Here is a 24,743-nt window from a genome sequence, read left to right on the forward strand (position 1 = left end):
AGACTGTAGACGATAAGCAATTGCTCGTCGTTCGGAGGGGGACCGCGATGTTGTCCACAGGACTGCCGCAGGGGGCCGTGCCGAAGCTGGAGCGGCCCGGTCCGCTGCGCGAGCGGGTCTACGAGGCGCTGCTGGAACTCATCACCACCCGTGCGCTCCGTCCCGGCCAGCACCTGGTCGAGAGCGAGCTGGCCGGCCACCTCGGGGTGTCCCGGCAGCCGGTGCGCGAGGCGTTGCAGCGGCTCAACACCGAGGGCTGGGTGGATCTGCGGCCCGCCCAGGGCGCCTTCGTCCATGAACCCACTCAGGACGAGGCGGACCAACTGCTCTCGGTCCGTACGCTCCTGGAGGCGGAGGCGGCCCGCCTCGCCGCCGCCAACTCCGGTACGGCGGGCATCGCCGCGCTGGAGGAGCTGTGCGCCAAGGGTGAGCAGGCCGTCGCCGACGACGACGTGGACCTGGCCGTCGCGACCAACGCCGCCTTCCACGCCAAAGTCATGGAACTGGCGGGCAACGTCGTACTCGCCGAACTCGCCGGCCAGGTGGACCGCCGGGTCCGCTGGTACTACACCCCGGTCGCCCGCCAACGCGGCACCCGGTCCTGGATCGAGCACCGCGCCCTGATCGCCGCGATCTCCTCGCGCGACGAGCAGCAGGCCACGGCGATCATGCGGTCGCACACGGAGCACACCCGCCGGACCTACCGCGAGCGCGAAGAGAGCTGATCCCGCCGCTTCCCCCGCCCTCGAACGCCGGCTGAGAAGTATCGCCCTGATCCGCTCCCCAGCGCGCACCAGGTCGTGAGCCCGTCCGGCGATCGGGGGCATTGTCGTGTCCGCCGCCGGCGGTGCCCGGAGCCGTCCTCCGGCGCCACCCTCCACACCCCTTTGTCCTCAGGGTGGAGAAAGTTGTGGTGGATTCCTGCGCAACTTCTTCCCACTCCGGGCGAGCGCTGCTACGTTCCCCTCCAAAGCCCGACGGACAGGCCGATGTGGCGGGGAGGGGCGCGTGAGACGTATGACGGCACGACCCGCGAATGCGCATCAGGCGCGACTGCTCCGGCTGTTGCGCGACGGCGGGCCCAACTCACGGGCACAGCTGGGGGATCAGGTCGATCTCTCCCGCTCCAAGCTCGCCGTCGAGGTGGACAGACTGCTGGAGACCGGCCTTGTGGTGGCCGACGGACTCGCCGCATCCCGCGGCGGGCGTCGCTCGCACAACATCCGGCTCGCCCCGGCACTGCGCTTCCTCGGCGTCGACATCGGCGCCACCTCGGTCGATGTGGCGGTCACCAACGCGGAGCTGGAGGTCCTGGGCCACCTCAACCACCCCATGGACGTACGCGAAGGCCCCGTCGCCATCTTCGAGCAGGTGCTGTCCATGGCGGCCAAGCTCCGGGCCTCCGGGCTCGCCGAGGGGTTCGACGGCGCGGGCATCGGAGTACCGGGACCGGTACGTTTCCCCGAGGGGATCCCGGTCGCACCGCCGATCATGCCCGGCTGGGACGGCTTCCCGGTCCGCGAGGCGCTCAGCCAGGAGCTGGGCTGCCCCGTGATGGTCGACAACGACGTGAACCTGATGGCGATGGGGGAGCAGCACGCGGGCGTCGCCCGCTCCGTGGGCGACTTCCTCTGCGTCAAGATCGGTACCGGTATCGGCTGCGGCATCGTCGTGGGCGGAGAGGTCCACCGCGGCACGACGGGCAGTGCGGGCGACATCGGCCACATCCAGGTCGAACCGGACGGGCGCCCCTGCGCCTGTGGCAACCGCGGCTGCCTGGAAGCACACTTCAGCGGTGCCGCACTGGCCCGCGACGCCGAGGACGCGGCCCGTGCCGGACAGTCCGAGGAGCTCGCGGCCCGGCTGGCGGTGACCGGGAAACTCACCGCCGTCGATGTGGCCGCGGCCGCGGCCGCGGGCGATGCCACCTCGCTCGACCTGATCCGCGAAGGCGGCAACCGGGTCGGTCAGGTCATCGCAGGACTTGTCAGCTTCTTCAACCCCGGTCTGGTGGTGATCGGCGGCGGGGTGACCGGACTGGGTCACACGCTGCTGGCCAGCGTCCGGACCCAGGTCTACCGGCAGTCGCTGCCGCTGGCCACCGGCAACCTTCCCATCGTGCTGGGTGAGCTGGGACCCGCCGCCGGAGTGATCGGCGCGGCCAGGCTCATCAGCGACCACCTCTTCTCACCGGCCTGACCCAGCACCACCGGCCCGCTCACCGGGCCGCAGCACCGTGCAAGAGCCGCGTACCACCCGCCTGATCGTTCTCCCGTCCGATCCGCCTCCCGCCGGACCGATCCTCGGCCGGCCAGCAACAAGGCACTGTCCCCGCGCCGGCGGCCGGGGTCCGGGGACACCCCGGGACTGCACTGCGCCCTGCCCGCTCACCGGCACCCGCCGAGGGGATTCGCCATGGCTCCAGAACCACCCCTGCTCACCATGTCCGGCATCACCAAGTCCTTCCCCGGCGTGCGCGCCCTCGACGGCGTCGACCTGGAGGTACAGGCCGGCGAGGTCCACTGCCTGCTCGGCCAGAACGGGGCCGGCAAATCCACTCTCATCAAGGTGCTCGCCGGGGCCCACCAGCCCGACGGCGGCGAGATCACCTGGCGCGGCTCACCGACCGTGCTCAAGACACCCATCACCGCGATGCGTCTCGGGATCGCCACCATCTACCAGGAACTCGACCTGGTGGAAGGGCTGTCGGTTGCCGAGAACGTCTTCCTCGGCCATGAGCCGACCAGCGCCGGCTTCGTCCTGCGCACCCGCGAGGGCCGCACCGCTGCCGCCGCACTGCTGAAACGCCTCGGGCACCCGGAGATCGACCCGGCCCGCCCGGTCGGTGAACTCTCCGCGGCCCAGCAGCAGATCGTCTCGATGGCCCGCGCACTCTCCCACGACGTACGGCTCATCGTGATGGACGAGCCGTCCGCGGCCCTCGACCCCGACGAGGTCGCCAACCTCTTCCGGATCGTCGCCTCCCTGACCGCCGACGGGGTCGCCGTCGTCTACATCTCCCACCGGCTGGAGGAGATCCGCCGGATCGGCGACCGGGTGACCGTGCTCAAGGACGGCCGGGCCGTAGCGGGCGGCCTCCCCGCCGAGTCCACACCGACGCGCGACATCGTTGCCATGATGACCGGCCGCAATGTCGAGTACGTCTTCCCGCCGAGGCCCGGGGCCGGCCGCGCGGGCACCGGCGCCGAGCCCGTGCTCAAGGTTCAAGGCCTCACCAGGAAGGGCGAGTTCGCCCCCGTCGACCTGGAACTCAGGCCCGGCGAGATCGTCGGCCTCGCCGGACTCGTCGGCTCCGGACGTTCCGAGATCCTGGAGACCATCTACGGCGCCCGCCGCGCCACCGCGGGACAGGTCACCGTCGCCGGCCGGCCGCTGCGGCCCGGCAGCGTCCGCGCCGCCGTCGCCGCCGGCATCGGCCTCGCCCCCGAGGAACGCAAGGCGCAGGCCCTGCTGATGCTCGAATCCGTCACCCGCAATGTCTCCGTATCCTCCATGTCCCGGTTCTCCAGGGCTGGTTGGCTCGACCGGGGCGCCGAGCGAAAGGCGGCCCGCGCCGCCACCCGCGAACTCTCACTGCGCCCCGACAACCCGGACACCCCCGTCCGCACCCTCTCCGGCGGCAACCAGCAGAAGGCGGTCCTGGCTCGCTGGCTGCTGCGCGGCTGCCGGGTGCTGCTGCTCGACGAACCGACCCGCGGGGTGGACGTCGGCGCCCGCGCCGAGCTCTACGCCGTGATCCGCCGGCTGGCCGACGAAGGCCTCGCCGTACTGCTCGTCTCCAGCGAAGTGCCCGAAGTCCTGGGCCTCGCCGACCGGGTGCTGGTGCTCCGTGAGGGTCACGTCGTGCACACGGCGGACGCCAGGGAGCTCGACGAGCACCGCGTACTCGACCTCGTGATGGAAGGGAGCCCGACGTCATGACGCAGCCCGTCTCCTCGGCACAGCAGAGCGGGCCGGACAAGGGCGCCGCGCCCGCATCCGTCCCCGCGTCCCCGAAGAAGGACAGATCCCCGCGAGCCCTCGGGCTCCGAGTGGACCTGCGCAGCCTCTCGCTGCTCGGCGTCCTCGCCGCACTGATCGTCGTCGGCGGCATCACCGAGCCCGACGCCTTCCTGGACACCGGGAACCTTCAGCTGATCCTGACCCAGGCGTCCGTCATCGGCGTGGTGACCGTCGGGGTGACCTTCGTCATCACCAGCGGCGGCATCGATCTGTCAGTCGGCGCCATGGTCGCCCTCGCCTCGGTCTGGGCCACCACACTCGCCACCCAGGAGTACGGCTTCGCCGGCATCCTGTTCACCGCGATGATCGTCGGCCTCGGTGCCGGACTGGTCAACGGGGTGCTCATCGCGTACGGCCGGCTGGTGCCGTTCATCGCGACGCTGGCGATGCTCGCCTCCGCCCGCGGCATGGCCCTCCTGATCACCGACGGCAAGACCCAGATCGTCACGGTCAAGTCCGTCCTGGACCTGGGCCTGCCCGGCTCCTACGTCCTCGGCATCCCGCCGCTCGTCATGATGTTCGCCGTGGTCACCGTCGTCGGCTGGCTGGTGCTGAACCGTACGACCTTCGGCCGCCGCACGGTCGCCGTCGGCGGCAACGCGGAGGCGGCCCGGCTGGCAGGCATCGACGTACGGCGCCAGCGCCTCTACCTCTACCTGCTGTCCGGACTGTGCTGCGGCATCGCCGCCTTCATGCTGATCGTCCTGTCCGGCTCGGGTCAGAACACCAACGGCAACCTGTACGAACTCGACGCCATCGCCGCAGCCATCATCGGCGGCACCCTGCTCACCGGCGGCCGCGGCACCATCGTCGGCTCCGTGCTGGGCGTCCTCGTCTTCACCACGATCACCAACATCTTCGCGCTCAACAATCTGCAGAGCGACGTCCAGCAGATCGCCAAGGGCGCGATCATCGTCGCCGCCGTTCTGGTCCAGGGCCGCACGTCGGTCAACCGGGAAACCTGACCCCAAGTCATCTCCTCCTCAGCTCCTGCCTGTTCCGTATGCCCACGCACCGGATGAAGGGTTTGACAGCCATGCCAGAAACCAGCCGCAGAGGACTGCTCTTCGGTACCGCAGCAGTCTCCGCGGGCGCCTTCCTGACCGCCTGCACCAGCAACAGCCCGAAGGAGAAGGACACCGCGGCGCAGAGCAACGCGCCCGCCGCCGACGACACGCCGGGCAAGGCCCTCACCATCGGCTTCGCGGGTCCGCAGGCCGACCACGGCTGGCTCAACGCGATCAACGAGAACGCCAGGTCGCGGGCGAAGAAGTACTCCGAGGTGACCCTGGAGACCACCGAGGGCTCCAACGACACCGCCGCGCAGATCGGCCAGGTCAAGACCCTCATCAACAAGAAGGTCGACGTCCTCATCATCCTCCCGGCCGACGGCAAGGCGCTCACCCAGGTCGGCCTGGAGGCCATGCGGGCGGGCATTCCCGTCATCAACCTGGACCGCGTCTTCGCCTCCCCGCAGGCCTACCGCTGCTATGTCGGCGGAGACAGCTACGGCATGGGCCTCAACGCCGGCACGTACATCGGCGAGCAGCTCAAGGACAAGCCGAACGCCAAGGTCGTCGAGCTGGCCGGCATCGACAGCCTGGAGCTCACCAAGCAGCGCAGCCAGGGCTTCGCGGACGCCCTGAAGAACTACTCCAACATCAAGCTGGTGGCCCGTCAGGCCGCGGACTTCACCGTCGAGTCGGGGCAGGCGAAGATGTCCCAGCTCCTCCAGGCGCAGAAGAAGTTCGACGCCCTGTGGAACCACGACGACGACCAGGGCGTGGGTGCGCTGCGCGCCATCCAGCAGGCCGGCCGGGACGAGTTCCTGATGGTCGGCGGCGCCGGGGCCAAGTCGGCGATGGACGCCATCAAGGCCGACAACAGCGTGCTGAAGGCCACCGTTCTCTACCCGCCGACCATGGCGGCGTCGGCCATCGACCTGGCCCGCGCACTCGGCCAGAGCAAGGGCGTCGCCGGCCTCTCCGAGCTGGAGATCCCGACCAACCTCACGCTCTACTCGGCGGTGGTCACCAAGGACAACGTCGATCAGTACCTGCCGACGGGCTTCAACTGAGACCGGCCGGTCTGAGCCCGGCAGGAGGGCGCTGACCCTCCTGCCGCACCACCGAACCACCGATGAGGAGGAAGCCCGGATGGCCCGTAGGGAAGAGACGGAGCAGGAGGCGGCGGCGCCGCCGACGTACCGGCCGATGCAGAGCGCACCCACGCTCGGGGTCGGCATGGTCGGATACGCGTTCATGGGCGCCGCCCACTCGCAGGGATGGCGCACCGCCGGCCATGTCTTCGAGCTGCCGATGAGACCGGCTCTCGCCGCGATCTGCGGACGCGACCGCAGGGCGGTCGAGGCCGCCGCCGACCGGCACGGATGGGCGGCCGCGGAGACCGACTGGCGGGCCCTGATCGCCCGGGACGACGTACAGCTCGTCGACATCTGCACCCCCGGCGACAGCCATGCGGAGATCGCCATCGCGGCACTGGAAGCGGGCAAGCACGTGCTGTGCGAGAAGCCGCTCGCCAACACGGTCGCGGAGGCCGAGGCCATGACCGAGGCGGCGGAGCGCGCCGCCGCCCGCGGCCAGGTGGCGGTGGTCGGCTTCAACTACCGCAAGGTCCCCGCCATCACCTACGCCCGGAAGCTGATCGCCGAGGGGCGGCTCGGCACCCTGCGGCACGTCCGTGCCACCTACCTCCAGGACTGGCTGGTGGACCCCGGGTCCCCGCTCACCTGGCGGCTGGAGCGGGAACACGCGGGCTCGGGCGCGCTCGGCGACCTCGGGGCGCACATCGTGGACCTCGCCCAGTTCCTGGCGGGGGAGCTGCTGGTCGGGGTGTCCGCGGTGACCGAGACCTTCGTACGCGAACGGCCCCTGCAAGCAGGGCCGTCGGCGGGTCTGGCCGCGGCGGCGGACGCCGGTGCGCGCGGGGCGGTGACGGTGGACGACGCGGCGCTCTTCACCGGCCGGCTCGCCTCCGGCGCACTGGCCTCCTTCGAGACGACCCGGATGGCGGCAGGGCGGAAGAACGCGCTGCGTCTGGAGATCAACGGGGAGCGGGGCTCGCTCGCCTTCGACCTGGAACGGCTCAACGAGCTGTCCTTCCACGACCACACCGAGCCCGCCACCACGGCCGGCTTCCGGCGCATCCTGGTCACCGAGCCCGAGCATCCCTACCTGGAGGCCTGGTGGCCGCCGGGGCACGCGCTCGGATACGAGCACACCTTCATCCACCAGGCCCGTGATGTGGTCCGCACGATCGCCGAACGAACCGCACCCACACCGTCGTTCGCGGACGGGCTCCAGGTGCAGCGGGTGCTGGCGGCGGTGGAGGAGAGCGCCGCGAAGAACTCCGTGCACACGCCCGTCCACACCACCGCACAGCTCTAGGAGGTCCTGTACATGCCCCGTCCCTTCACCCTCTTCACCGGTCAGTGGGCCGACCTGCCACTGGAGGACGTCTGCCGGTACGCCCGCGACTTCGGTTACGACGGGCTGGAACTCGCCTGCTGGGGCGACCACTTCGAGGTCGACAAGGCGCTTGCCGACCCGGGGTACCTGGACGGGCGCCGCCAACTGCTCGACAAGTACGGGCTGAAGTGCTGGGCGATCTCCAACCACCTGGTCGGGCAGGCTGTCTGCGACAACCCGATCGACGAGCGCCACCAGGGCATCCTGCCCGCCCGGATCTGGGGCGACGGGGAGCCCGAGGGGGTGCGCCGCCGGGCCGCCGAGGAGATCAAGGACACCGCGCGGGCGGCCGCCGCCTTCGGTGTGGACACGGTCATCGGCTTCACCGGTTCGTCGATCTGGCACCTGGTGGCGATGTTCCCGCCGGTCCCGCCGCACATGATCGAGCGGGGGTACGAGGACTTCGCCGAGCGCTGGAACCCGATCCTCGACGTGTTCGACGCCGAGGGCGTGCGCTTCGCCCACGAGGTGCATCCGAGCGAGATCGCCTACGACTACTGGACCACGCACCGCGCGCTGGAGGCCGTCGGCCACCGGCCCGCGTTCGGGCTGAACTTCGACCCGAGCCACTTCGTGTGGCAGGACCTGGATCCGGTCGGCTTCCTCTACGACTTCCGGGACCGGATCTACCACGTGGACTGCAAGGAGGCCCGCAAGCGCCTGGACGGCCGCAACGGCCGGCTCGGCTCCCACCTGCCGTGGGGCGACCCGCGGCGCGGCTGGGACTTCGTCTCGGCCGGGCACGGCGACGTGCCGTGGGAGGACGTGTTCAGGATGCTGCGGTCCATCGACTACGACGGGCCGGTCTCCGTGGAGTGGGAGGACGCGGGCATGGACCGCCTGACGGGGGCGCCCGAGGCGCTGGCGTCGCTGAAACGGTTCGACTTCGACCCGCCGAGCGCGTCGTTCGACGCGGCGTTCGGCGGCAAGGACTGATCGCTTCCGGGGGCGCAGCCCCCGTACCCCCGCTCCTCAATCGCCGGAGGGCCTGAGAGACCTCGGTCTCGCCGGCGGGGGAGGCGCCGAATCCAGCCTCGTCGGCGTTTGAGGCGTGGGGGTCCGGGGCGGAGCCCCCTGTTCGGGAAGGGCGGGGCAGGAGAAAGCCCCTCCGCCCGGCGGCAGAGCGCGAACGCCGCCGGGCCGGCACCCCCTGCCCGAACCCCCCTTTGTCCTGGCCTGGGAAAAAGTTCAACAAGACCGCTGCACAAGGGCTTTCCGTCCCGGACGAACAGGGCTACCGTCCAGAACGTGTACACGACATAACCCCCGTCACCGGAGCCGCACAGGCCCCGACTGACCTGCGCGGCAGTCCCCGCGCTGAACGGCACGGCAGCACCCGTACCCGCCCGTACAACCGGCACTCTCCGGAGGACACCCGTGCACAGAACCCGAAGCAGGACCAGAAGCAGGCTCCGCGTCCGCAAATCCCTCGCCCTCTTCACCGGCGCCCTGCTCGCCGCCGCCACCCTCACCCTGGGCGCCACGCCCGGAACGGCCGCCGCTCACGAGGAACCCGCCCCAGCCCCGGCCGCCGAGGACTTCCAGCAGGTCACCCTCGCCAAGGGTGCCGCCGAGACCGGCGAGCCCATGACACTCGCGGTGCTCCCCGACCTCAGCGTGCTGCACACCTCGCGCAGCGGCGAGCTGCGGCTCACCGACAGCGCGGGCAACACCAGCGTCGCCGGCACCATCCCCGTCTACTCGCACGACGAGGAAGGCCTCCAGGGCGTCGGCGTCGACCCGGACTTCACCGAGAACCGGGCGATCTACCTCTACTACGCACCCCCGCTGGACACCCCCGACGGCGACGCCCCCGAGACCGGCACCGCCGCCGACTTCGCCAAGTTCGACGGCGTCAACCGGCTCTCCCGCTTCGTCCTCGACGAGGACGGCACGCTCGACCTGGGCAGCGAGAAGAAGGTCCTCGACGTCAAGACGTCCCGCGGAATGTGCTGCCACGTCGGCGGCGACATCGACTTCGACGCGGACGGCAACCTGTACCTGTCGACCGGCGACGACTCCAACCCCTTCGCCTCCGACGGCTTCACCCCCATCGACGAACGCCCCGACCGCAACCCGGCGTTCGACGCCCGCCGCTCCGCCGGCAACAGCAACGACCTGCGCGGCAAGATCCTCCGGATCAAGGTCGCCGACGACGGCTCGTACACCGTCCCGGACGGCAACCTCTTCGCCCCGGGCACGGACAAGACCCGCCCCGAGATCTACGCGATGGGCTTCCGTAACCCGTTCCGCTTCAGCGTCGACAAGGCCACCGGCATCCTCTACGTCGGCGACTACGGGCCGGACGCCGGTGCGGCCGACCCCAAGCGCGGACCGGCCGGGCAGGTCGAGTTCGCCCGGGTCACCAAGCCCGGAAACTTCGGCTGGCCGTTCTGCACGGGCGACAACGACCCGTTCATCGACTACGACTTCGCCACCAAGACCTCCGGCGCCGCCTTCGACTGCGCGGCCCCGAAGAACACCTCGCCGCACAACACCGGCATCGTCGACCTGCCCCCGGCGCAGGCCGCCTGGATCCCGTACGACGGCGGTTCCGTCCCGGAGTTCGGCACCGGATCCGAGTCCCCGATGGGCGGACCGGTCTACCACTACGACGCCGACCTCGACTCGCCCGTGAAGTTCCCCGAGGCGTACGACGGGGACTTCTTCGCCGGTGAGTTCGGCCGGAAGTGGATCAAGCGCATCGAGCAGGACGCCGACGGCGCCGTGCAGTCCATCAACGACATCCCGTGGTCCGGCACCCAGATCATGGACATGGCCTTCGGGCCCGACGGGGCGCTGTACGTCCTGGACTACGGCCTCTCCTGGTTCGGCGGCGACGAGAACTCCGCCCTCTACCGCATCGAGAACGCCACAGGCGGGCGCTCCCCGATCGCGGAGGCAGCGGCCAACAAGACCTCGGGCACCGCACCCCTGAAGGTGAAGTTCTCCTCGGCCGGCAGCGCGGACGCCGACGGCGACGCCCTCACCTACGCCTGGGACTTCGGCGACGGCGGATCCTCCACGGACGCCAACCCCACGTACACGTACAAGAAGAACGGCACCTACACCGCGACCGTCACCGCGCAGGACCCCTCCGGACGCACCGGCAAGGCGAGCGTCCATGTGACCGTCGGCAACACGGCTCCGACCGTTAGCCTCGAACTCCCCGGTGACGGACAGCTGTTCACCTTCGGGGACGAGATCCCGTTCAAGGTGAACGTCACCGATCCCGAGGACGGCACGATCGACTGCTCCAAGGTCGAGGTCCGCTTCGTCCTCGGCCACGACAGCCACGGCCACCCGATCACCTCGGCGCACGGCTGCACCGGCACCGTCAAGACCGACATGGACGGCGGGCACGACCCCAACGCCAACATCTTCGGAGTCATCGACGCCTCGTACACCGACGGCGGGGGCGGCGGCCAGGCCGCGCTGACCGGCCACGACCAGTCGCAGCTCCAGCCGCGCCACCGCCAGGCCGAGCACTTCAACAACTCGTCCGGCATCAAGATCTACGACAAGGCGAACGCCGAGGGCGGAAAGACCGTCGGCGACATCGACAACGACGACTGGATCTCCTTCAAGCCGTACATCCTCGGCGACTCCACCAAGCTCACCGCCCGGATAGCCTCCGGCGGCGCGGGCGGCTTCCTCGAAGTACGGTCCGGCTCGGCGACCGGCAAGATCCTCGGCTCCGCACCGGTCCCGGTGACCGGCGGCTGGGAGGTCTTCCAGGACATCGACGTCCCCCTGCGCGGCGTCCCGAAGAAGGCCACCGAGCTCTTCCTGGTCTTCAAGGGAGGCGAGGGCGCGCTCTACGACGTCGACGACTTCGAACTCTCCAACACCCCGCCCGACAAGACCGCCAAGCGCGTCCTGGTCTTCTCCAAGACGGCCGGATTCCGCCACGACGCGATTCCCGAGGGCATCGCCGCACTGAAGGAACTCGGCAAGGACACCAACATCACGGTCGACGCCACCGAGGAGGCCGGCCAGTTCACCACCTCCAACCTGGCCCGCTACGACGCCGTCGTCTTCATGTCGACAACGGGTGACGTGCTCAACGCCGACCAGCAGAAGGCGTTCGAGAACTACGTGTCCACCGGCGGCGGCTTCGTCGGCGTGCACGCCGCAGCCGACACCGAGTACGACTGGCCGTTCTACGGCGGACTCGTCGGCGCGTACTTCGACAGCCACCCCGCCATCCAGCCCGTCACCGTCCGCGTCGAGGACCACAAGAACCCGGCCACCGCCCACCTGGGTGACGCCTGGGACCGCACCGACGAGCTGTACAACTACCGCACCAACCCGCGCGACAAGGTGAAGGTCCTCGCCACCCTCGACGAGACGACCTACACCGGCGGCAACATGAAGGGCGACCACCCGATCACCTGGTGCCAGACCTACCAGGGCGGCCGCTCCTTCTACACCGGCCTCGGCCACACCAAGGAGTCCTACGCCGACCCGGACTTCCGCAAGGTCCTCTCGGGCGGGCTGCGGTACGCGGCCGGCCAGGTGAAGGCCGACTGCAAGCCCGACACCGGCTACCGGTCGATCTTCAACGGCAAGACGCTCGAAGGCTGGAAGCAGGCGGGCCCCGGCAAGTTCAACGTCGTCGACGGCGAGCTGCGCTCCGAAGGCGGCATGGGCCTGCTCACCTACCAGGCCAAGGAGCTGAAGTCGTACTCCCTGAAGCTCGACTGGAAGCTGGCGGGCGACGACAACTCCGGCGTCTTCGTCGGCTTCCCGGAGTCCGACGACCCGTGGTCCGCGGTGGACAACGGCTATGAGGTCCAGATCGACGCCACCGACGCCCCCGACCGCACCACCGGCTCCGTCTACACCTTCAAGTCCGCCAACATCAAGGCCCGCGACCAGGTCCTCAGGCCGCCCGGCCAGTGGAACAGCTACGAGATCAAGGTCAAGGGCGAACGGCTCCAGATCTTCCTCAACGGAGTGAAGATCAACGACTTCACCAACACCGATCCGGCCCGCAGCCTCAAGGACGGCTACATCGGCCTCCAGAACCACGGGGCCGACGACCAGGTGTCCTTCCGCGACATCCAGCTGAAGGAACTGCCCTCCGAGTAGGGCCACCGACCGGACGGCGGGCGGGGCCGCACGCCCCGCCCGCCGTCCGCAGCCCGTCCCTCCTCACGCACAGCGCCACCAGCTCTGCCCAGCCAGGACCCCCAGCCAGGGAGGCAGCCCGTGTCAGCACACGCCGTTCGTACCGGAGTCTGGTTCATCGGAGCACGCGGCTCCGTCGCCACCACCGCCACGGCGGGGTGCGCGGCGGTCGCGGCGGGCCTTCACCCGGCCGCCGGCATGGTCACCGAGACCGCGCCGTTCGCCGAGAGCGGTCTGCCACCCGTGGCCTCGCTCGTCTTCGGCGGACACGACACCCTGGACTGCCCGCTCCCCAAACGGGCCGAGGTACTCGCCGCCGGGGGAGTGCTGCCGCACGGCCTCCCCTCCGCGGTGCGGTCCGAACTCGCCGCGGCCGACGCGGAGATCCGCCCCGGCGGACCGCTCCCCGGCGACACCCGCACGGACGAGGAACTCGTCACCGCGTTCGCCGCCGACCTCACCGACTTCACCCGCCGCAACGGCCTGGCCAGGACCGTCGTCGTGAACGTCGCCTCCACCGAGCCGGCGCCCGTCCCCGGTGCGGAGCGGCTGCCCGCCAGCTCCCTCTACGCGGCGGCCGCGCTCCGGGCCGGCTGTCCGTACGTCAACTTCACCCCCTCCACCGGGCTGCGCACCCCGGCCCTCCAGACCGCCGTCGCGGCCGGCGCCCTTCCTCACGCGGGCCGCGACGGCAAGACCGGCCAGACGCTGCTGCGCTCCGTGCTCGCTCCCATGTTCGTGCAGCGGGCCCTGCCGGTACGGGCCTGGTCCGGCACCAATCTGCTGGGCGGCGGGGACGGGGCGGCACTGGCCGACCCGGCCGCGGCCGCCGCGAAGAACGCCGGCAAGGAACGCGTCCTGGCCGACACGCTCGGCTCCGCCCCCGAGGGCGAGGTCCACATCGACGACGTGCCGGCACTCGGGGACTGGAAGACGGCCTGGGACCACATCGCGTTCGACGGCTTCCTCGGCGCGCGCATGGTGCTCCAGACGACCTGGCAGGGGTGCGACTCGGCACTCGCCGCACCCCTGGTGCTGGACCTGGCACGGCTGCTGGCCCGCGCCCACGAAGCGGGCCTGACCGGCCCGCGCCCCGAACTCGGCTTCTACTTCAAGGACCCGGACGGCGGGCCTCCCGCGCTGTCCGCGCAGTACCTGGCGCTGCTCGACTTCGCGGAGCGGCTGCGGGGGGAGAAGTGACGGTGCGCGCCTGGGCGGAGCTGCTCAGGGTCTCCGCACTCTTCACCGTGCCGGGCGACGCCCTCGCCGGCGCGGCGGCGGTCGGCCGCCGCCCCAACCGTTCGACCGCCCTCGCCGTCGGCGCCTCGCTCTGCCTGTACGAGGCGGGCATGGCGCTCAACGACTGGGCCGACCGCGACGAGGACGCCGTGGACCGCCCACACCGCCCGATCCCCTCGGGCCGGATCACGCCCCGCGCGGCGCTCACCGCGGCCGGTGCCCTGACCGCGGCGGGCCTGGTCCTCGCCGCCCGCGCGGGCCGCCCGGCACTGACGGTGGCCACCGGCCTCGCGGCGACGGTCTGGGCGTACGACCTCCGCCTGAAACACACGCCGGCGGGTCCGGCGTCGATGGCGGCGGCCCGCGGCCTGGACCTGCTCCTGGGCGCGACGGCGACGGCGACGGCCGCGCACTCCGCCCGCGCCACCGGGACGGCCGCCGCGACTTCGGCCCGTGCCGCCGTGCCCGCCGCGCTGCCCGCCGCCGCCCTCCTGACGGCGCACACCTACGCGGTCACCGCCGTCTCGCGCCACGAGGCGCAGGGCGGCTCCACCACCGTCCCCCTCGCCGCCCTCGGAGCCGTCGCCGCGCTCGGCGGCATCGCGGTGCGGGAGCGGCAGAGGGCGGGGCGGGGAGCGGCCGGCGGGTCGCCGGACGGCGGGGGAAGCGGCGGCACCGAGAGCGCACGGGTCCGCACCGCGGCGACCACACCCACCAGGCTCCTCCTCACCGCGCTCACCGGCGCCTACCTCCGCACCGCCGGCCGCCCGCTCGTCCACGCCGCGCTCAACCCGTCGCCGCCGCTCACCCAGCGGGCCGTCGGCAGCGGAATCCGGGCGATGATCCCGCTCCAGGCCGCCCTCGCCGCCCGTGCCGGCGCCTCCGGCACGGCGCTCGCCGTCATGGGCCTCGTCCCGCTCGCCCGCAGTCTCGCCCGGAAGGTGAGCCCCACATGACGATCCGTCTCGGCTACGGCACCAACGGGCTCACCGACCTCCGCCTCGGCGACGCCCTCGGCCTCCTCGCGGACCTCGGCTACGACGGGGTCGGGCTGACCCTCGACCACATGCACCTCGATCCGATGGGCCCGGACCTCATCGCCCGCACCCGCCAGGTCGCCGCCAGGCTCCAGGAGCTGGGGCTCGGCGTCACCGTGGAGACCGGGGCCCGCTACGTCCTGGACCCGCGCAGCAAGCACGGCCCCTCGCTGCTCGACCCGGACCCCGAGGCCAGGGCCGCGCGGACCGGGCTGCTCGTCCGGGCCGTCGACGTCGCCGCCGAACTCGGCGCCCACGCCGTGCACTGCTTCAGCGGGGTCATGCCGCTGGGCACCGATCCCGACACCGCCTGGGAACGGCTGACCGGCGCCCTCGCCCCGGTCCTGGACGCCGCGGAACGAGCGGGTGTGCCGCTGGCCGTCGAGCCCGAGCCCGGACACCTCCTCTCGTACCTCTCCGACTTCCACCACCTCCGCGCGCTGTGCGGTGACCCGGAACCGCTCGGACTCACCCTCGATATCGGCCACTGCCAGTGCATGGAGACCGCCTCGCCCGTCGACTGCGTTCGCGAAGCGGCCCCCTGGCTGCGACACGTCCAGATCGAGGACATGCGCCGCGGCATCCACGAACACCTTCCCTTCGGCGAGGGCGAGATCGACTTCCCGCCCGTGCTCGCCGCCCTCGACGCCCTCGGAGACACCGGATACGACGGGCTCACCGTCGTCGAGCTGCCCCGCCACTCCCACGCCGGGCCCGAACTCGCCAGGGACTCCATCGAGTTCCTCCGCGAGCACGGACCGTCGAGCCACTAGACCGCCGCGCCACCCGACCGCCGAAGGGAGCAACGCCATGCCGATGACCTCGCCGGATGCCCCGCTGCTGACCCGCAAGGAGCTCGACGCACAGCTCGGCGGCGCCGCACGCGCCTGGCTCGACGAGGCACTCGCCGAGGCCGCCCACGCCGCCGCCCACCCGGACACCGAACCCTCCAAAAACGCCTACGCCGTACCCTCGTGGGAGCTGCGGTACGCCGCGGCCGGCCGCCACTGCGGACTCGGACACGCCGACTCCGTACGCGCCCTGCTGCTCACCGAGGCCCGAGCCGGGCTGGCCGCCGTGACCCGGATCTACGAACAGGGCACCGCCGCCGAACGGCGCGCCGTCCTGCTCGCACTGCCCGCACTTGACCTCGGCGCCACCGCCGTGCCCCTCGTCGAGGACGCCCTGCGCGCCAACGACACCACACTGATCGCCGCCGCCGTCGGCCCGTACGCCGGCGGCCGTCTCGACCAGCACAACTGGCGCCACGCCGTCCTCAAATGCCTCTTCACCGGTGTCCCCGTCGACGCCGTCGACCAGTTGGCCCGGCGGTCCCGCGGCGACGCCGAACTCGCCCGGATGCTGGGCGACTACGCGGCCGAGCGCATCGCGGCAGGCCGCCCCGTCCCCGCCGACCTGCACCGCGTACTCGCCCTCACGGCCCCCGGTCCCGCTGCCCCCGGTCCTGCCGCCCCCACGGCCTCAACGGCCCCATCGGAGGAGTCCTGATGCGCATCTTCGACCCCCACATCCACATGACGTCCCGCACCACGGACGACTACCGGGCGATGTACGACGCCGGGGTCCGGGCGCTGGTCGAACCCTCCTTCTGGCTCGGCCAGCCCCGCACCTCGCCCGCCAGCTTCTTCGACTACTTCGACGCGCTGCTCGGCTGGGAGCCGTTCCGCGCCGCCCAGTACGGCATCGCGCACCACTGCACCCTCGCCCTCAACCCCAAAGAGGCGAACGACCCGCGCTGCACCCCCGTCCTGGACGCCCTGCCGCGCTATCTCGTCAAGGACTCCGTCGTCGCCGTCGGCGAGATCGGCTACGACTCCATGACCCCGGCCGAGGACACCGCGCTGGCCGCCCAGCTCCAGCTCGCCGCCGACCACGGGCTGCCCGCCCTCGTCCACACCCCGCACCGCGACAAGCTCGCCGGCCTGCGCCGCACCATCGACGTCGTCCGCGAATCCCACCTCGCCCCGGAACTGGTCGTGCTCGACCACCTCAACGAGACGACCGTGAAGGAGGCCCTCGACAGCGGCTGCTGGGCCGGCTTCTCCATCTACCCCGACACCAAGATGGACGGGGACCGCATGGTCGCCGTCCTCAAGCTCCACGGCACCGAGAAGATCCTGGTCAACTCCGCCGCCGACTGGGGCAAGAGCGACCCGCTGAAGACCCGCGACGTCGCCGACGCGATGCTGGCCGCCGGCTTCACCGAGGACGACGTCGACCAGGTGCTCTGGCGCAACCCCGTCGCCTTCTACGGCCAGAGCGGCCGCCTCCACCTGGACACCGCCGACCCGGAACCGCTCCACGAGGGCAACTCCATCCTCCGCGGCGGGGAGTGAGGCCATGCGCTTCCGCCACCCCGACGGCACCGTCATCCACCTCGCGTACTGCACCAACGTCCACCCGGCCGAAACCCTCGAAGGCGTCCGCGCCCAACTGCGCGACCACTGCGAACCGGTACGCAAACGGCTCGGACGCGACCGCCTCGGCATCGGACTCTGGCTCGCCAGGGACGCCGCCCGCACCCTGGTCAACGACCCCGCGCAACTGCGCTCCCTGCGCACCGAACTCGACCACCGGGGACTCGAAGTCGTCACGCTCAACGGCTTCCCGTACGAGGGATTCGGCGCCGAGGAGGTCAAGTACCGGGTGTACAAGCCGGACTGGACGGACCCCGAACGGCTCGCCCACACCACCGACCTCGCCCGGCTCCTCGCCACCCTCCTGCCCGACGACGTCACCGACGGCACCATCTCCACCCTGCCCATCGCCTGGCGCACCCCGTACACCGGCGACCCCGAGGCGGCCCGCACCGCAATCGCCGCGCTCACCACCCTCGGCGAACGCCTGGACGCGCTGGCCGAACTCACCGGGAAATCCATCCGGACCGGCCTCGAACCCGAACCCGGATGCACCGTCGAGACCACCGCCGACGCCATCGGACCCCTCACCGCCATCGGGCACGAACGCATCGGCGTCTGCATCGACACCTGCCACCTCGCCACCTCCTTCGAGGACCCGGACGGCGCACTCGACGCGCTCGCCGCCGCAGGCATCCCGACCGTCAAGGCGCAGCTCTCCGCCGCCCTGCACGCCGAACAACCCCACCTCCCCGAGGTGCGCACCGCGCTCGCCGCCTTCGCCGAACCCCGCTTCCTCCACCAGACCCGCGTCTCCACCGCCGCGGGGCTGCGCGGCACCGACGACCTCGACGAAGCGGTCACTGGCGACACCCTGCCCGACAGCGCCCCCTGGCGCGCCCACTTCCACGTCCCCCTGCACACCCCACCCGCCCCGCCGCTCACCTCCACCCTTCCCGTACTCCGGTCCACGCTGACCCGCCTGGTCGGCGGGGCGCAGCCGCTCACCCGGCACCTGGAGGTCGAGACGTACACCTGGCAGGCGCTCCCGGCCGAGCTGCGCCCCCGGACCCGCGCCCAGCTCGCCGACGGCATCGCCGCCGAACTCACCCTCGCCCGCGACCTCCTGGTCGACCTCGGCCTCAAGGAGTTGCCATGACCACCGCCGGGACGACCAGCTCACCCACCCCGCTCCTGGTCCTCGACGTCGTGGGGCTCACCCCCCGCCTCCTCGACCACATGCCGCACCTCAAGGCCCTCGGACAGTCCGGAGCCCACGCCACGCTCGGCACCGTGCTCCCCGCCGTGACGTGTGCCGCCCAGTCCACCTTCCTCACCGGCACCACCCCCGCCGAACACGGCATCGTCGCCAACGGCTGGTACTTCCGCGAACTCGGCGACGTCCTCCTGTGGCGCCAGCACAACGGGCTCGTCGAGGGCGACAAGCTCTGGGACGCGGCCCGGCGCGCCCACCCCGGCTACACCGTCGCCAACATCTGCTGGTGGTACGCGATGGGCGCCGACACCGACTTCACCGTCACCCCGAGGCCCGTCTACTACGCCGACGGACGCAAGGAACCCGACTGCTACACCCGCCCACCGGCCCTCCACGACGAACTCACCGAAAAACTCGGCACCTTTCCCCTCTTCCACTTCTGGGGCCCCGGCGCCGACCTCGTCTCCTCGCAGTGGATCATCGACGCGACCCGGCACATCCTCGACACCCGCCACCCCGACCTCGCTCTCTGCTACCTCCCGCACCTCGACTACGACCTCCAGCGCTACGGCCCCGACGACCCGCGCGCCTTCAAGGCCGCGGCCGACCTCGACCGGGCGGTCGCCCCGCTCCTGGACGACGCCCGCCGCGAGGGCCGCACCGTCGTGGCCCTCTCCGAGTACGGCATCACCCGCGTGGAGCGGCCCGTCGACATCAACCGCGCCCTGCGCCGGGCCGGACTCCTGGAGGTCCACACCCAGGACGGCATGGAGTACCTGGACCCGATGACCTCCCGGGCCTTCGCCGTCGCCGACCACCAGATCGCGCACGTCTACGTACGCCGCCCCGAGGACCTCGAAGCGGCCCGCGAAGCCCTGGCCGGCCTCCCGGGCATCGAGCAGCTCCTGGACGACGAGGGCAAGAAGGCCCACGGACTCGACCATCCGCGCTCCGGCGAACTGGTCGCCGTCGCGGACCCGGACGCCTGGTTCACGTACTACTACTGGCTCGACGACGACCGCGCACCCGACTTCGCGCAGCTCGTCGAGATCCACCGCAAACCCGGCTACGACCCCGTCGAACTCTTCCTGGACCCCCAGGACCCCTACGTCCGGGTCAAGGCGGCGACGGCGGTCGCCCGCAAGAAGCTCGGCATGCGCTACCGCATGGCGGTCGTCCCCCTGGACCCGTCACCCATCCGGGGCAGCCACGGCCGCCTCCCCCTGAGCGACGAAGAAGGTCCGCTCATCCTCTGCTCCACCCCCCATGCGTTCACCGGCCCGGTCCGGGCCACCGAAGTGAAGTCCCTGCTGCTCACGCTCGCCGGCCTCGCATGAGACCGGTCCGTTCACAGCGTTGCGAGCATCTTCGAGAAGGAGAGAGACAGTGACCGAGTACAACGACGAATCCGGAACGGACGGCGCCCTGCGCCGCAGCCTCGGCGTCAACCGCCGCCGCTTCCTCAGCACCTGCACCGCCGCCGCGGCAACAGCGATCGCCGCGCCCGTCATCGGCGCCTCGCCGGCCTTCGCCCAGCCCGCCTCCCACCAGGGGCACGGACACGACCACGACCACGGGCAGGGCCACGGCCAGACCCTGGTCCCGGCGGCGAAGCGCGGCATCATCCTGTACACCGTGCGCGACGCCACGGCCCGGGACCCGCTCAGCACCACCCTTCCCTCGGGCTTCCGCGCCGTCTTCAAGGAGCTGGCCCGCTACGGCTACAAGCAGGTCGAGTTCGCCGGATACGGCCAGCACGCCAACGCACCCGGCGGCAGCAACCTCGAAACGGTGCAGGGGGCGAAGCTGCTGCGCTCGTGGCTGGACGACTACGGTCTGCGCGCCCAGGGCAACCACGGCTTCATCCCCTCGTCCTGGCCGCTGAGCCAGAGCGATCAGGACGAGTTCAAGCGGCACCTCGAAATAACGAACATCCTCGGTATGGACCACATGGGCACCGGCGGCGACCCCACCGGCAGCGCCTACCGCGCCGACTGGGACGTGGCCGCCGACAAGTGGAACGCCCTGGGAAAGATCGCTCATCGTGCGGGCATCAAGCTGTACACCCACAACCACGACGCGGCCTACGGCTTCCTGCTCGACAGCGGACCGCTGGACGCACAGGGGCGGCCCACCCGCAGCTCGGGCATCCGCAAGCTGGAGTACTTCCTCAAGGTCACCGACCCGAAGACCGTATGGCTGGAGATGGACATCTTCTGGGCGCACGTCGCTCAGTACAAGTTCCACACCTACACCGCGCGTGACGGAGCGCAGCGGGAGAACATCTTCGACCCCGCGGCGCTGGTCAGCCGCCACAACAAGCGCTACCCGCTGTTCCACGCCAAGGACGGCGTGGTCAGCACGACCAACGGTGACGGCTACGAGATGGTCCCCTTCGGCACCGGGGTCATCGACTACCGGACGTTCTTCCGCCGCGTCGGGCAGGCGAACTACCGCAACCCGATGATCGAGCAGGACACCGCACCGAGCTCGACGGACCTCGCGCAGTCCCTGAAGCAGGCCCGGATCAGCTACGAAGGACTGGCGGCGCTGCGCAAGTAGGACATCGGCGCGGGCCCGGCCCCGTCGTGCCTCGACGTTCGAGGCACGACGGGGCCGGCCGGACCTACACCACTTCCCGGCTGATCGGCTGCGGATTCGGGGTGATGTCCCGCATCCGCGGCCGGCCCGGCTGCCTCAGCATCAGGGCGATACAGGCCGCCACCATCGAGATCGCCCCGGCCAGCGCATAGGCGCCGTCGTAGCCCCAGGAGTCGACCACCATCGAGCCGAGACCACCGCCGAACAGCCCGCTGACCAGCTTGCCGCTGTAGACCAGGCCGTAGTTGGTGGCGTTGTAGTTCTCCCCGAAGTAGTCCGGGGTCAGAGCGGCGAACATCGGGTAGAACGCACCGCCGCCGAAGCCGGAGAGGAAGGCGAAGAACAGGAACAGCCACTCGCTGTGCAGATCGCCGGCCCAGATCACACCGAACTGGGCGAGGCCCAGCACGACGATGACGAACACCAGCGTCAGCTTGCGGCCCCAGATGTCGGAGAGCCAGCCGACGACGGCCCGGCCGACCCCGTTGATCACCGCCATGACGCCCATCGAGGACGCCGCGACCAGGGGGCCGAAGCCGACCTCCTTGGCGTAGTCCACCTGGAACGAGATCCCGAAGATGGACACCCCGGCCGTCAGGACGATGGTGATCCACATGAGCGGAAGCATCCCGGTCCTGATGGCCTCCTTGGGCGTGTACTGCTTCGACGCCGGAGGGTTCTTCGCCAGACTCGCCGCGCTCTTGGTGTTGCCCGAGCAGTTCAGCGGGTCCACCTCCGCCGGCCACCAGTTCTTCGGCGGGTCCTTGAAGAACCAGGCACAGATCGCCACGACGATCAGGACATAGACACCGATGAGGTCGAGCACCTCGTTGTAGTTACTGGTGTCGAAGGCGTAGTTGAAGATGAAGATGAAGGGCAACGCGCCATAGGCGAAGCCGCCGTTGACGAACCCCGTCTTCGCGCCGCGCCGCTCCGGGAACCACTTGCCGACCATGTTGATGCAGGTGGCGTAGATGAGACCGGAACCCAGACCGCCGATGACGCCGAAGCCGCAGATCGCGGCGAAGACGTTGTCCAGGTGCGAGAGCGCGAGGAATCCGACGAGGCAGAGCGCGGCTCCGATGAACATCGCCCGGCGCGCGGTGAGGATCCCCTTCTCGCGCAGCCACCCGGCCGGAAAGGCTATCCCGGCCTGGAAGAAGACCCAGACGCTCAGAATCCAGAACGTGTTGCTCTGTGTCCAGCCGTGCGCCGCGGAGAGGGTGTCCTCCGCCGAGCCGTACGCGTACTCGGACACGCTGATGGCCATCATCGCGATCCACGGCATGTACACCATGATCCTTCGGCTGTGGCCGAGGATGCTGCGGTCCGTCTCACCGACCCGGTAGACGCGGCCCTTGCCGTCCGTCACTTCCCGGTACGCGACGGCCGGCGCGCCCGATTGTCCGTCTGTGCTCATGAATCTCCCCTTGGCTTCGAAAGAACCTGGCCAGCGCCCCCTGTCCAAACTCCTCGTGCCTGGGAAGGGTCAGGTCAGCAGCCCCGCGGCCCTTGCCCAGCGGTACTTCGCACCGAGCGCCGCGACCGGCTTCTCGGTGGTATAGGGGTAGGCCACGACGCCGCGCTCGAAGAGATACGCGCAGGCCTCCTCGACCTCGGTGTCACCCGCCAGCGACGCCACCACCGGCTTCTCGATCCCGCGGTCCCGGAACTCCTGGACCACCCGGGCGGTCAGCTCGGCGAAGACCATCGGCGGGGTGACGATCGTGTGCCAGTAGCCCAGGACCAGCGCGTGGATGCGCGGGTCCTCCATGCCCAGCCGGATCGTCGCCTCGTACGTCGAGGGCGGCTCACCGCCCGTGATGTCGATCGGGTTGCCGGCCGCGCCGAACGGCGGAATGAAGGCCTTGAACGCGGCGTCCAGGTCCGGCGGGATCTCCATCAGCGAAAGGCCGTTGTCCACGATCGCGTCGGAGAGCAGCACACCCGAACCGCCCGCGCCGGTGATGATGACGACGTTGTCGCCCTTGGGCGCCGGCAGCACCGGGAGCGCCCGCGCGTACTCCAGCATCTCGTTCAGCCCCGGCGCACGGATCACCCCCGCCTGGCGCAGGATGTCGTCGTACACCGCGTCGTCACCCGCCAGCGCACCGGTGTGCGAACCGGCCGCCTTCGCGCCCGCGCTCGTACGGCCCGCCTTCAGCACCACGATCGGCTTCTTCGGTACGGTCGCCCGCGCCGCCTCCACGAAGGCGCGCCCGTCCTTGAGATCCTCCAGGTGCATCGCGATGCACTGGGTGTGCGGGTCCTCGCCGAACCAGGTCAGCAGGTCGTCCTCGTCGAGGTCCGACTTGTTGCCGAGCCCGACGATCGCCGAGACACCGGTCTTCGTCGAACGGGCGAAGCCGAGGATCGCCATGCCGATGCCACCGGACTGGGAGGTCAGCGCCACCCCGCCCCTCACGTCGTACGGTGTGCAGAACGTGGCGCAGAGGTCCTGCCACGTCGAGTAGTAGCCGTAGATGTTCGGCCCGAGCAGCCGCACCCCGTACCGCTCGCCGATCGCCACGATCTCGTCCTGCAGGGCCTGTTCACCGGTCTCGGCGAAGCCGGACGGGATCAGGACCGCGTTCGCGATGCCCTTGCGGCCCACCTCCTCCAGCGCCGACGCCACGAACTTGGCCGGGATCGCGAAGACCGCCACATCCACCTCACCGGGAACGTCCGTGACACTCTTGTACGCCTTGCGGCCCAGAATGTCATCGCCCCGCGGGTTCACCGGATGAATCTCCCCGGCGAACCCGCCGTCGATGAGGTTGCGCATCACCGAATTGCCGATCTTCCCCGGCTCGTTGGAGGCGCCGATCACCGCGACCGAGCGCGGCTCCATCAGCCTCCGCATCGAGGCGAGGATCTCCTCGCGGCCGTACGTGCGGCGCTCCTTGACGGCCTCGGTGGCCAGCAGGATCCGGATGTCGGCGGCGACCGCCCCCTCAGGGGCCGCGATCACCGGGTTCAGGTCGACCTCGGCGATCTCCGGGAAGTCCGTGACCAGCTGGGAAACCCGCCGGATCTGCTCGGCCAGCGCCCACCGGTCCACCGGCGGAGCGCCGCGTACACCGCGCAGGATCTCGGCCGCGCCGATCGAGTCGAGCATCGACCGCGCCTCGTCGGCGGTGACCGGGGCCAGCCGGAAGGTGATGTCCTTCAGCACCTCGACGAGCACGCCGCCCAGACCGAAGGCGACCACCTTCCCGAACGTCGGGTCGGTCACCGCGCCGATGATGACCTCCTGGCCCGGCGGCACCAGCTGTTGCACCTGAACGCCGTCGATCCGCGCGTCCGGGGCGTACGCCCGGACGTTCTCGACGATGCGGCAGAAGGCCTCCCGCACGGCGGCGGCGCCCGTCACCCCCACGACGACGCCACCGGCATCGGTCTTGTGCAGCACATCGGGGGAGACGATCTTCAGGACGACCTGCCCGCCGAGCCGGTCCGCGTGGGCCACCGCCTCGTCGATGTCCCGGGCCAGCTCCTCGCCCGGCACCGCGATCCCGTACGCGTCCGCCACGATCTTGCCCTCGGGGGCGGTGAGCGCAGTGCGCCCGGCGGCCCGGACGGATTCGAGCAGCTGCCTGATCTGTTCGCGATCCTGTGATTCGACCAT

18 protein-coding genes are annotated in these 24,743 nt (G+C 70.8%); 16 read left to right on the forward strand and 2 right to left on the reverse strand.

Features of this window, described 5'->3' with window-relative positions:
• Positions 1–47 precede the first annotated feature (47 nt).
• The 16 genes from AB0I52_RS23035 to AB0I52_RS23110 all read left to right on the forward strand — a co-directional run bounded on the left by AB0I52_RS23035 (position 48) and on the right by AB0I52_RS23110 (position 21,076).
• Positions 48–725 (forward strand): GntR family transcriptional regulator, encoded by a 678-nt coding sequence (locus tag AB0I52_RS23035; RefSeq protein ID WP_363075405.1) that lies wholly within the window; start codon positions 48–50, stop codon positions 723–725.
• Between the two features lie 292 nt (positions 726–1,017).
• Entirely contained in the window at positions 1,018–2,199 is a 1,182-nt protein-coding gene (locus AB0I52_RS23040; protein WP_363075407.1) for an ROK family transcriptional regulator, read from the forward strand.
• Positions 2,200–2,415: 216 nt separating this feature from the next.
• Entirely contained in the window at positions 2,416–3,942 is a 1,527-nt protein-coding gene (locus AB0I52_RS23045; RefSeq protein WP_363075409.1) for a sugar ABC transporter ATP-binding protein, read from the forward strand.
• Entirely contained in the window at positions 3,939–4,988 is a 1,050-nt protein-coding gene (locus AB0I52_RS23050) for an ABC transporter permease (RefSeq protein WP_363075411.1), read from the forward strand. The genes AB0I52_RS23045 and AB0I52_RS23050 overlap by 4 nt, the downstream gene beginning before the upstream one ends.
• A 71-nt stretch (positions 4,989–5,059) precedes the next feature.
• Entirely contained in the window at positions 5,060–6,100 is a 1,041-nt protein-coding gene (locus AB0I52_RS23055) for a substrate-binding domain-containing protein (protein ID WP_363075413.1), read from the forward strand.
• 79 nt (positions 6,101–6,179) lie between these two features.
• The gene (locus tag AB0I52_RS23060) at positions 6,180–7,430 is read left to right on the forward strand and encodes a Gfo/Idh/MocA family oxidoreductase (RefSeq protein ID WP_363075415.1); all 1,251 of its coding nucleotides are present in this window, start codon (positions 6,180–6,182) and stop codon (positions 7,428–7,430) included.
• A gap of 12 nt (positions 7,431–7,442) precedes the next feature.
• A complete protein-coding gene (locus tag AB0I52_RS23065) occupies positions 7,443–8,447 on the forward strand; it encodes a sugar phosphate isomerase/epimerase family protein (protein ID WP_363075417.1) in 1,005 nt (334 codons plus the stop codon).
• Between the two features lie 441 nt (positions 8,448–8,888).
• Positions 8,889–12,605, forward strand: a complete 3,717-nt coding sequence (locus tag AB0I52_RS23070; RefSeq protein ID WP_363075419.1) for a ThuA domain-containing protein — start codon at positions 8,889–8,891, stop codon at positions 12,603–12,605.
• A 120-nt stretch (positions 12,606–12,725) separates the two neighbouring features.
• Positions 12,726–13,844: an inositol-3-phosphate synthase gene (locus AB0I52_RS23075; protein WP_363075421.1), complete on the forward strand. Its 1,119-nt coding sequence runs from the start codon at positions 12,726–12,728 to the stop codon at positions 13,842–13,844.
• A complete protein-coding gene (locus tag AB0I52_RS23080) occupies positions 13,841–14,839 on the forward strand; it encodes an SCO3242 family prenyltransferase (protein ID WP_363075423.1) in 999 nt (332 codons plus the stop codon). Before AB0I52_RS23075 ends, AB0I52_RS23080 begins: the two co-directional genes overlap by 4 nt.
• Complete coding sequence (locus AB0I52_RS23085) at positions 14,836–15,693, forward strand: sugar phosphate isomerase/epimerase family protein (RefSeq protein ID WP_363075425.1); 858 nt, start codon at positions 14,836–14,838, stop codon at positions 15,691–15,693. Before AB0I52_RS23080 ends, AB0I52_RS23085 begins: the two co-directional genes overlap by 4 nt.
• Positions 15,694–15,736: 43 nt before the next feature.
• Positions 15,737–16,429 carry an EboA domain-containing protein gene (locus tag AB0I52_RS23090; protein WP_363075464.1) on the forward strand — a complete coding sequence of 231 codons (693 nt, stop codon included), beginning with the start codon at positions 15,737–15,739 and terminating at the stop codon, positions 16,427–16,429.
• Entirely contained in the window at positions 16,429–17,277 is an 849-nt protein-coding gene (locus tag AB0I52_RS23095; protein ID WP_363075427.1) for a TatD family hydrolase, read from the forward strand. Before AB0I52_RS23090 ends, AB0I52_RS23095 begins: the two co-directional genes overlap by 1 nt.
• Positions 17,278–17,281: 4 nt before the next feature.
• Positions 17,282–18,457, forward strand: coding sequence for a metabolite traffic protein EboE (gene eboE / locus AB0I52_RS23100; RefSeq protein ID WP_363075429.1), 1,176 nt, complete (start codon positions 17,282–17,284; stop codon positions 18,455–18,457).
• Positions 18,454–19,851: a nucleotide pyrophosphatase/phosphodiesterase family protein gene (locus tag AB0I52_RS23105; RefSeq protein ID WP_363075431.1), complete on the forward strand. Its 1,398-nt coding sequence runs from the start codon at positions 18,454–18,456 to the stop codon at positions 19,849–19,851. Before eboE ends, AB0I52_RS23105 begins: the two co-directional genes overlap by 4 nt.
• Positions 19,852–19,900: 49 nt before the next feature.
• Positions 19,901–21,076 (forward strand): sugar phosphate isomerase/epimerase family protein, encoded by a 1,176-nt coding sequence (locus AB0I52_RS23110; RefSeq protein WP_363075433.1) that lies wholly within the window; start codon positions 19,901–19,903, stop codon positions 21,074–21,076.
• Between the two features lie 64 nt (positions 21,077–21,140).
• Here AB0I52_RS23110 and AB0I52_RS23115 read toward each other — a convergent pair whose 3' ends face one another.
• On the reverse strand, positions 21,141–22,535 hold the full coding sequence (locus tag AB0I52_RS23115) for an OFA family MFS transporter (RefSeq protein ID WP_363075435.1): 1,395 nt from the start codon (positions 22,533–22,535) through the stop codon (positions 21,141–21,143).
• A 69-nt stretch (positions 22,536–22,604) separates the two neighbouring features.
• On the reverse strand, positions 22,605–24,743 hold the full coding sequence (locus tag AB0I52_RS23120) for an acetate--CoA ligase family protein (protein ID WP_363075437.1): 2,139 nt from the start codon (positions 24,741–24,743) through the stop codon (positions 22,605–22,607).

The organism is Streptomyces sp. NPDC050423 (assembly GCF_040655445.1).
Taxonomy (GTDB): Bacteria; Actinomycetota; Actinomycetes; order Streptomycetales; family Streptomycetaceae; genus Streptomyces.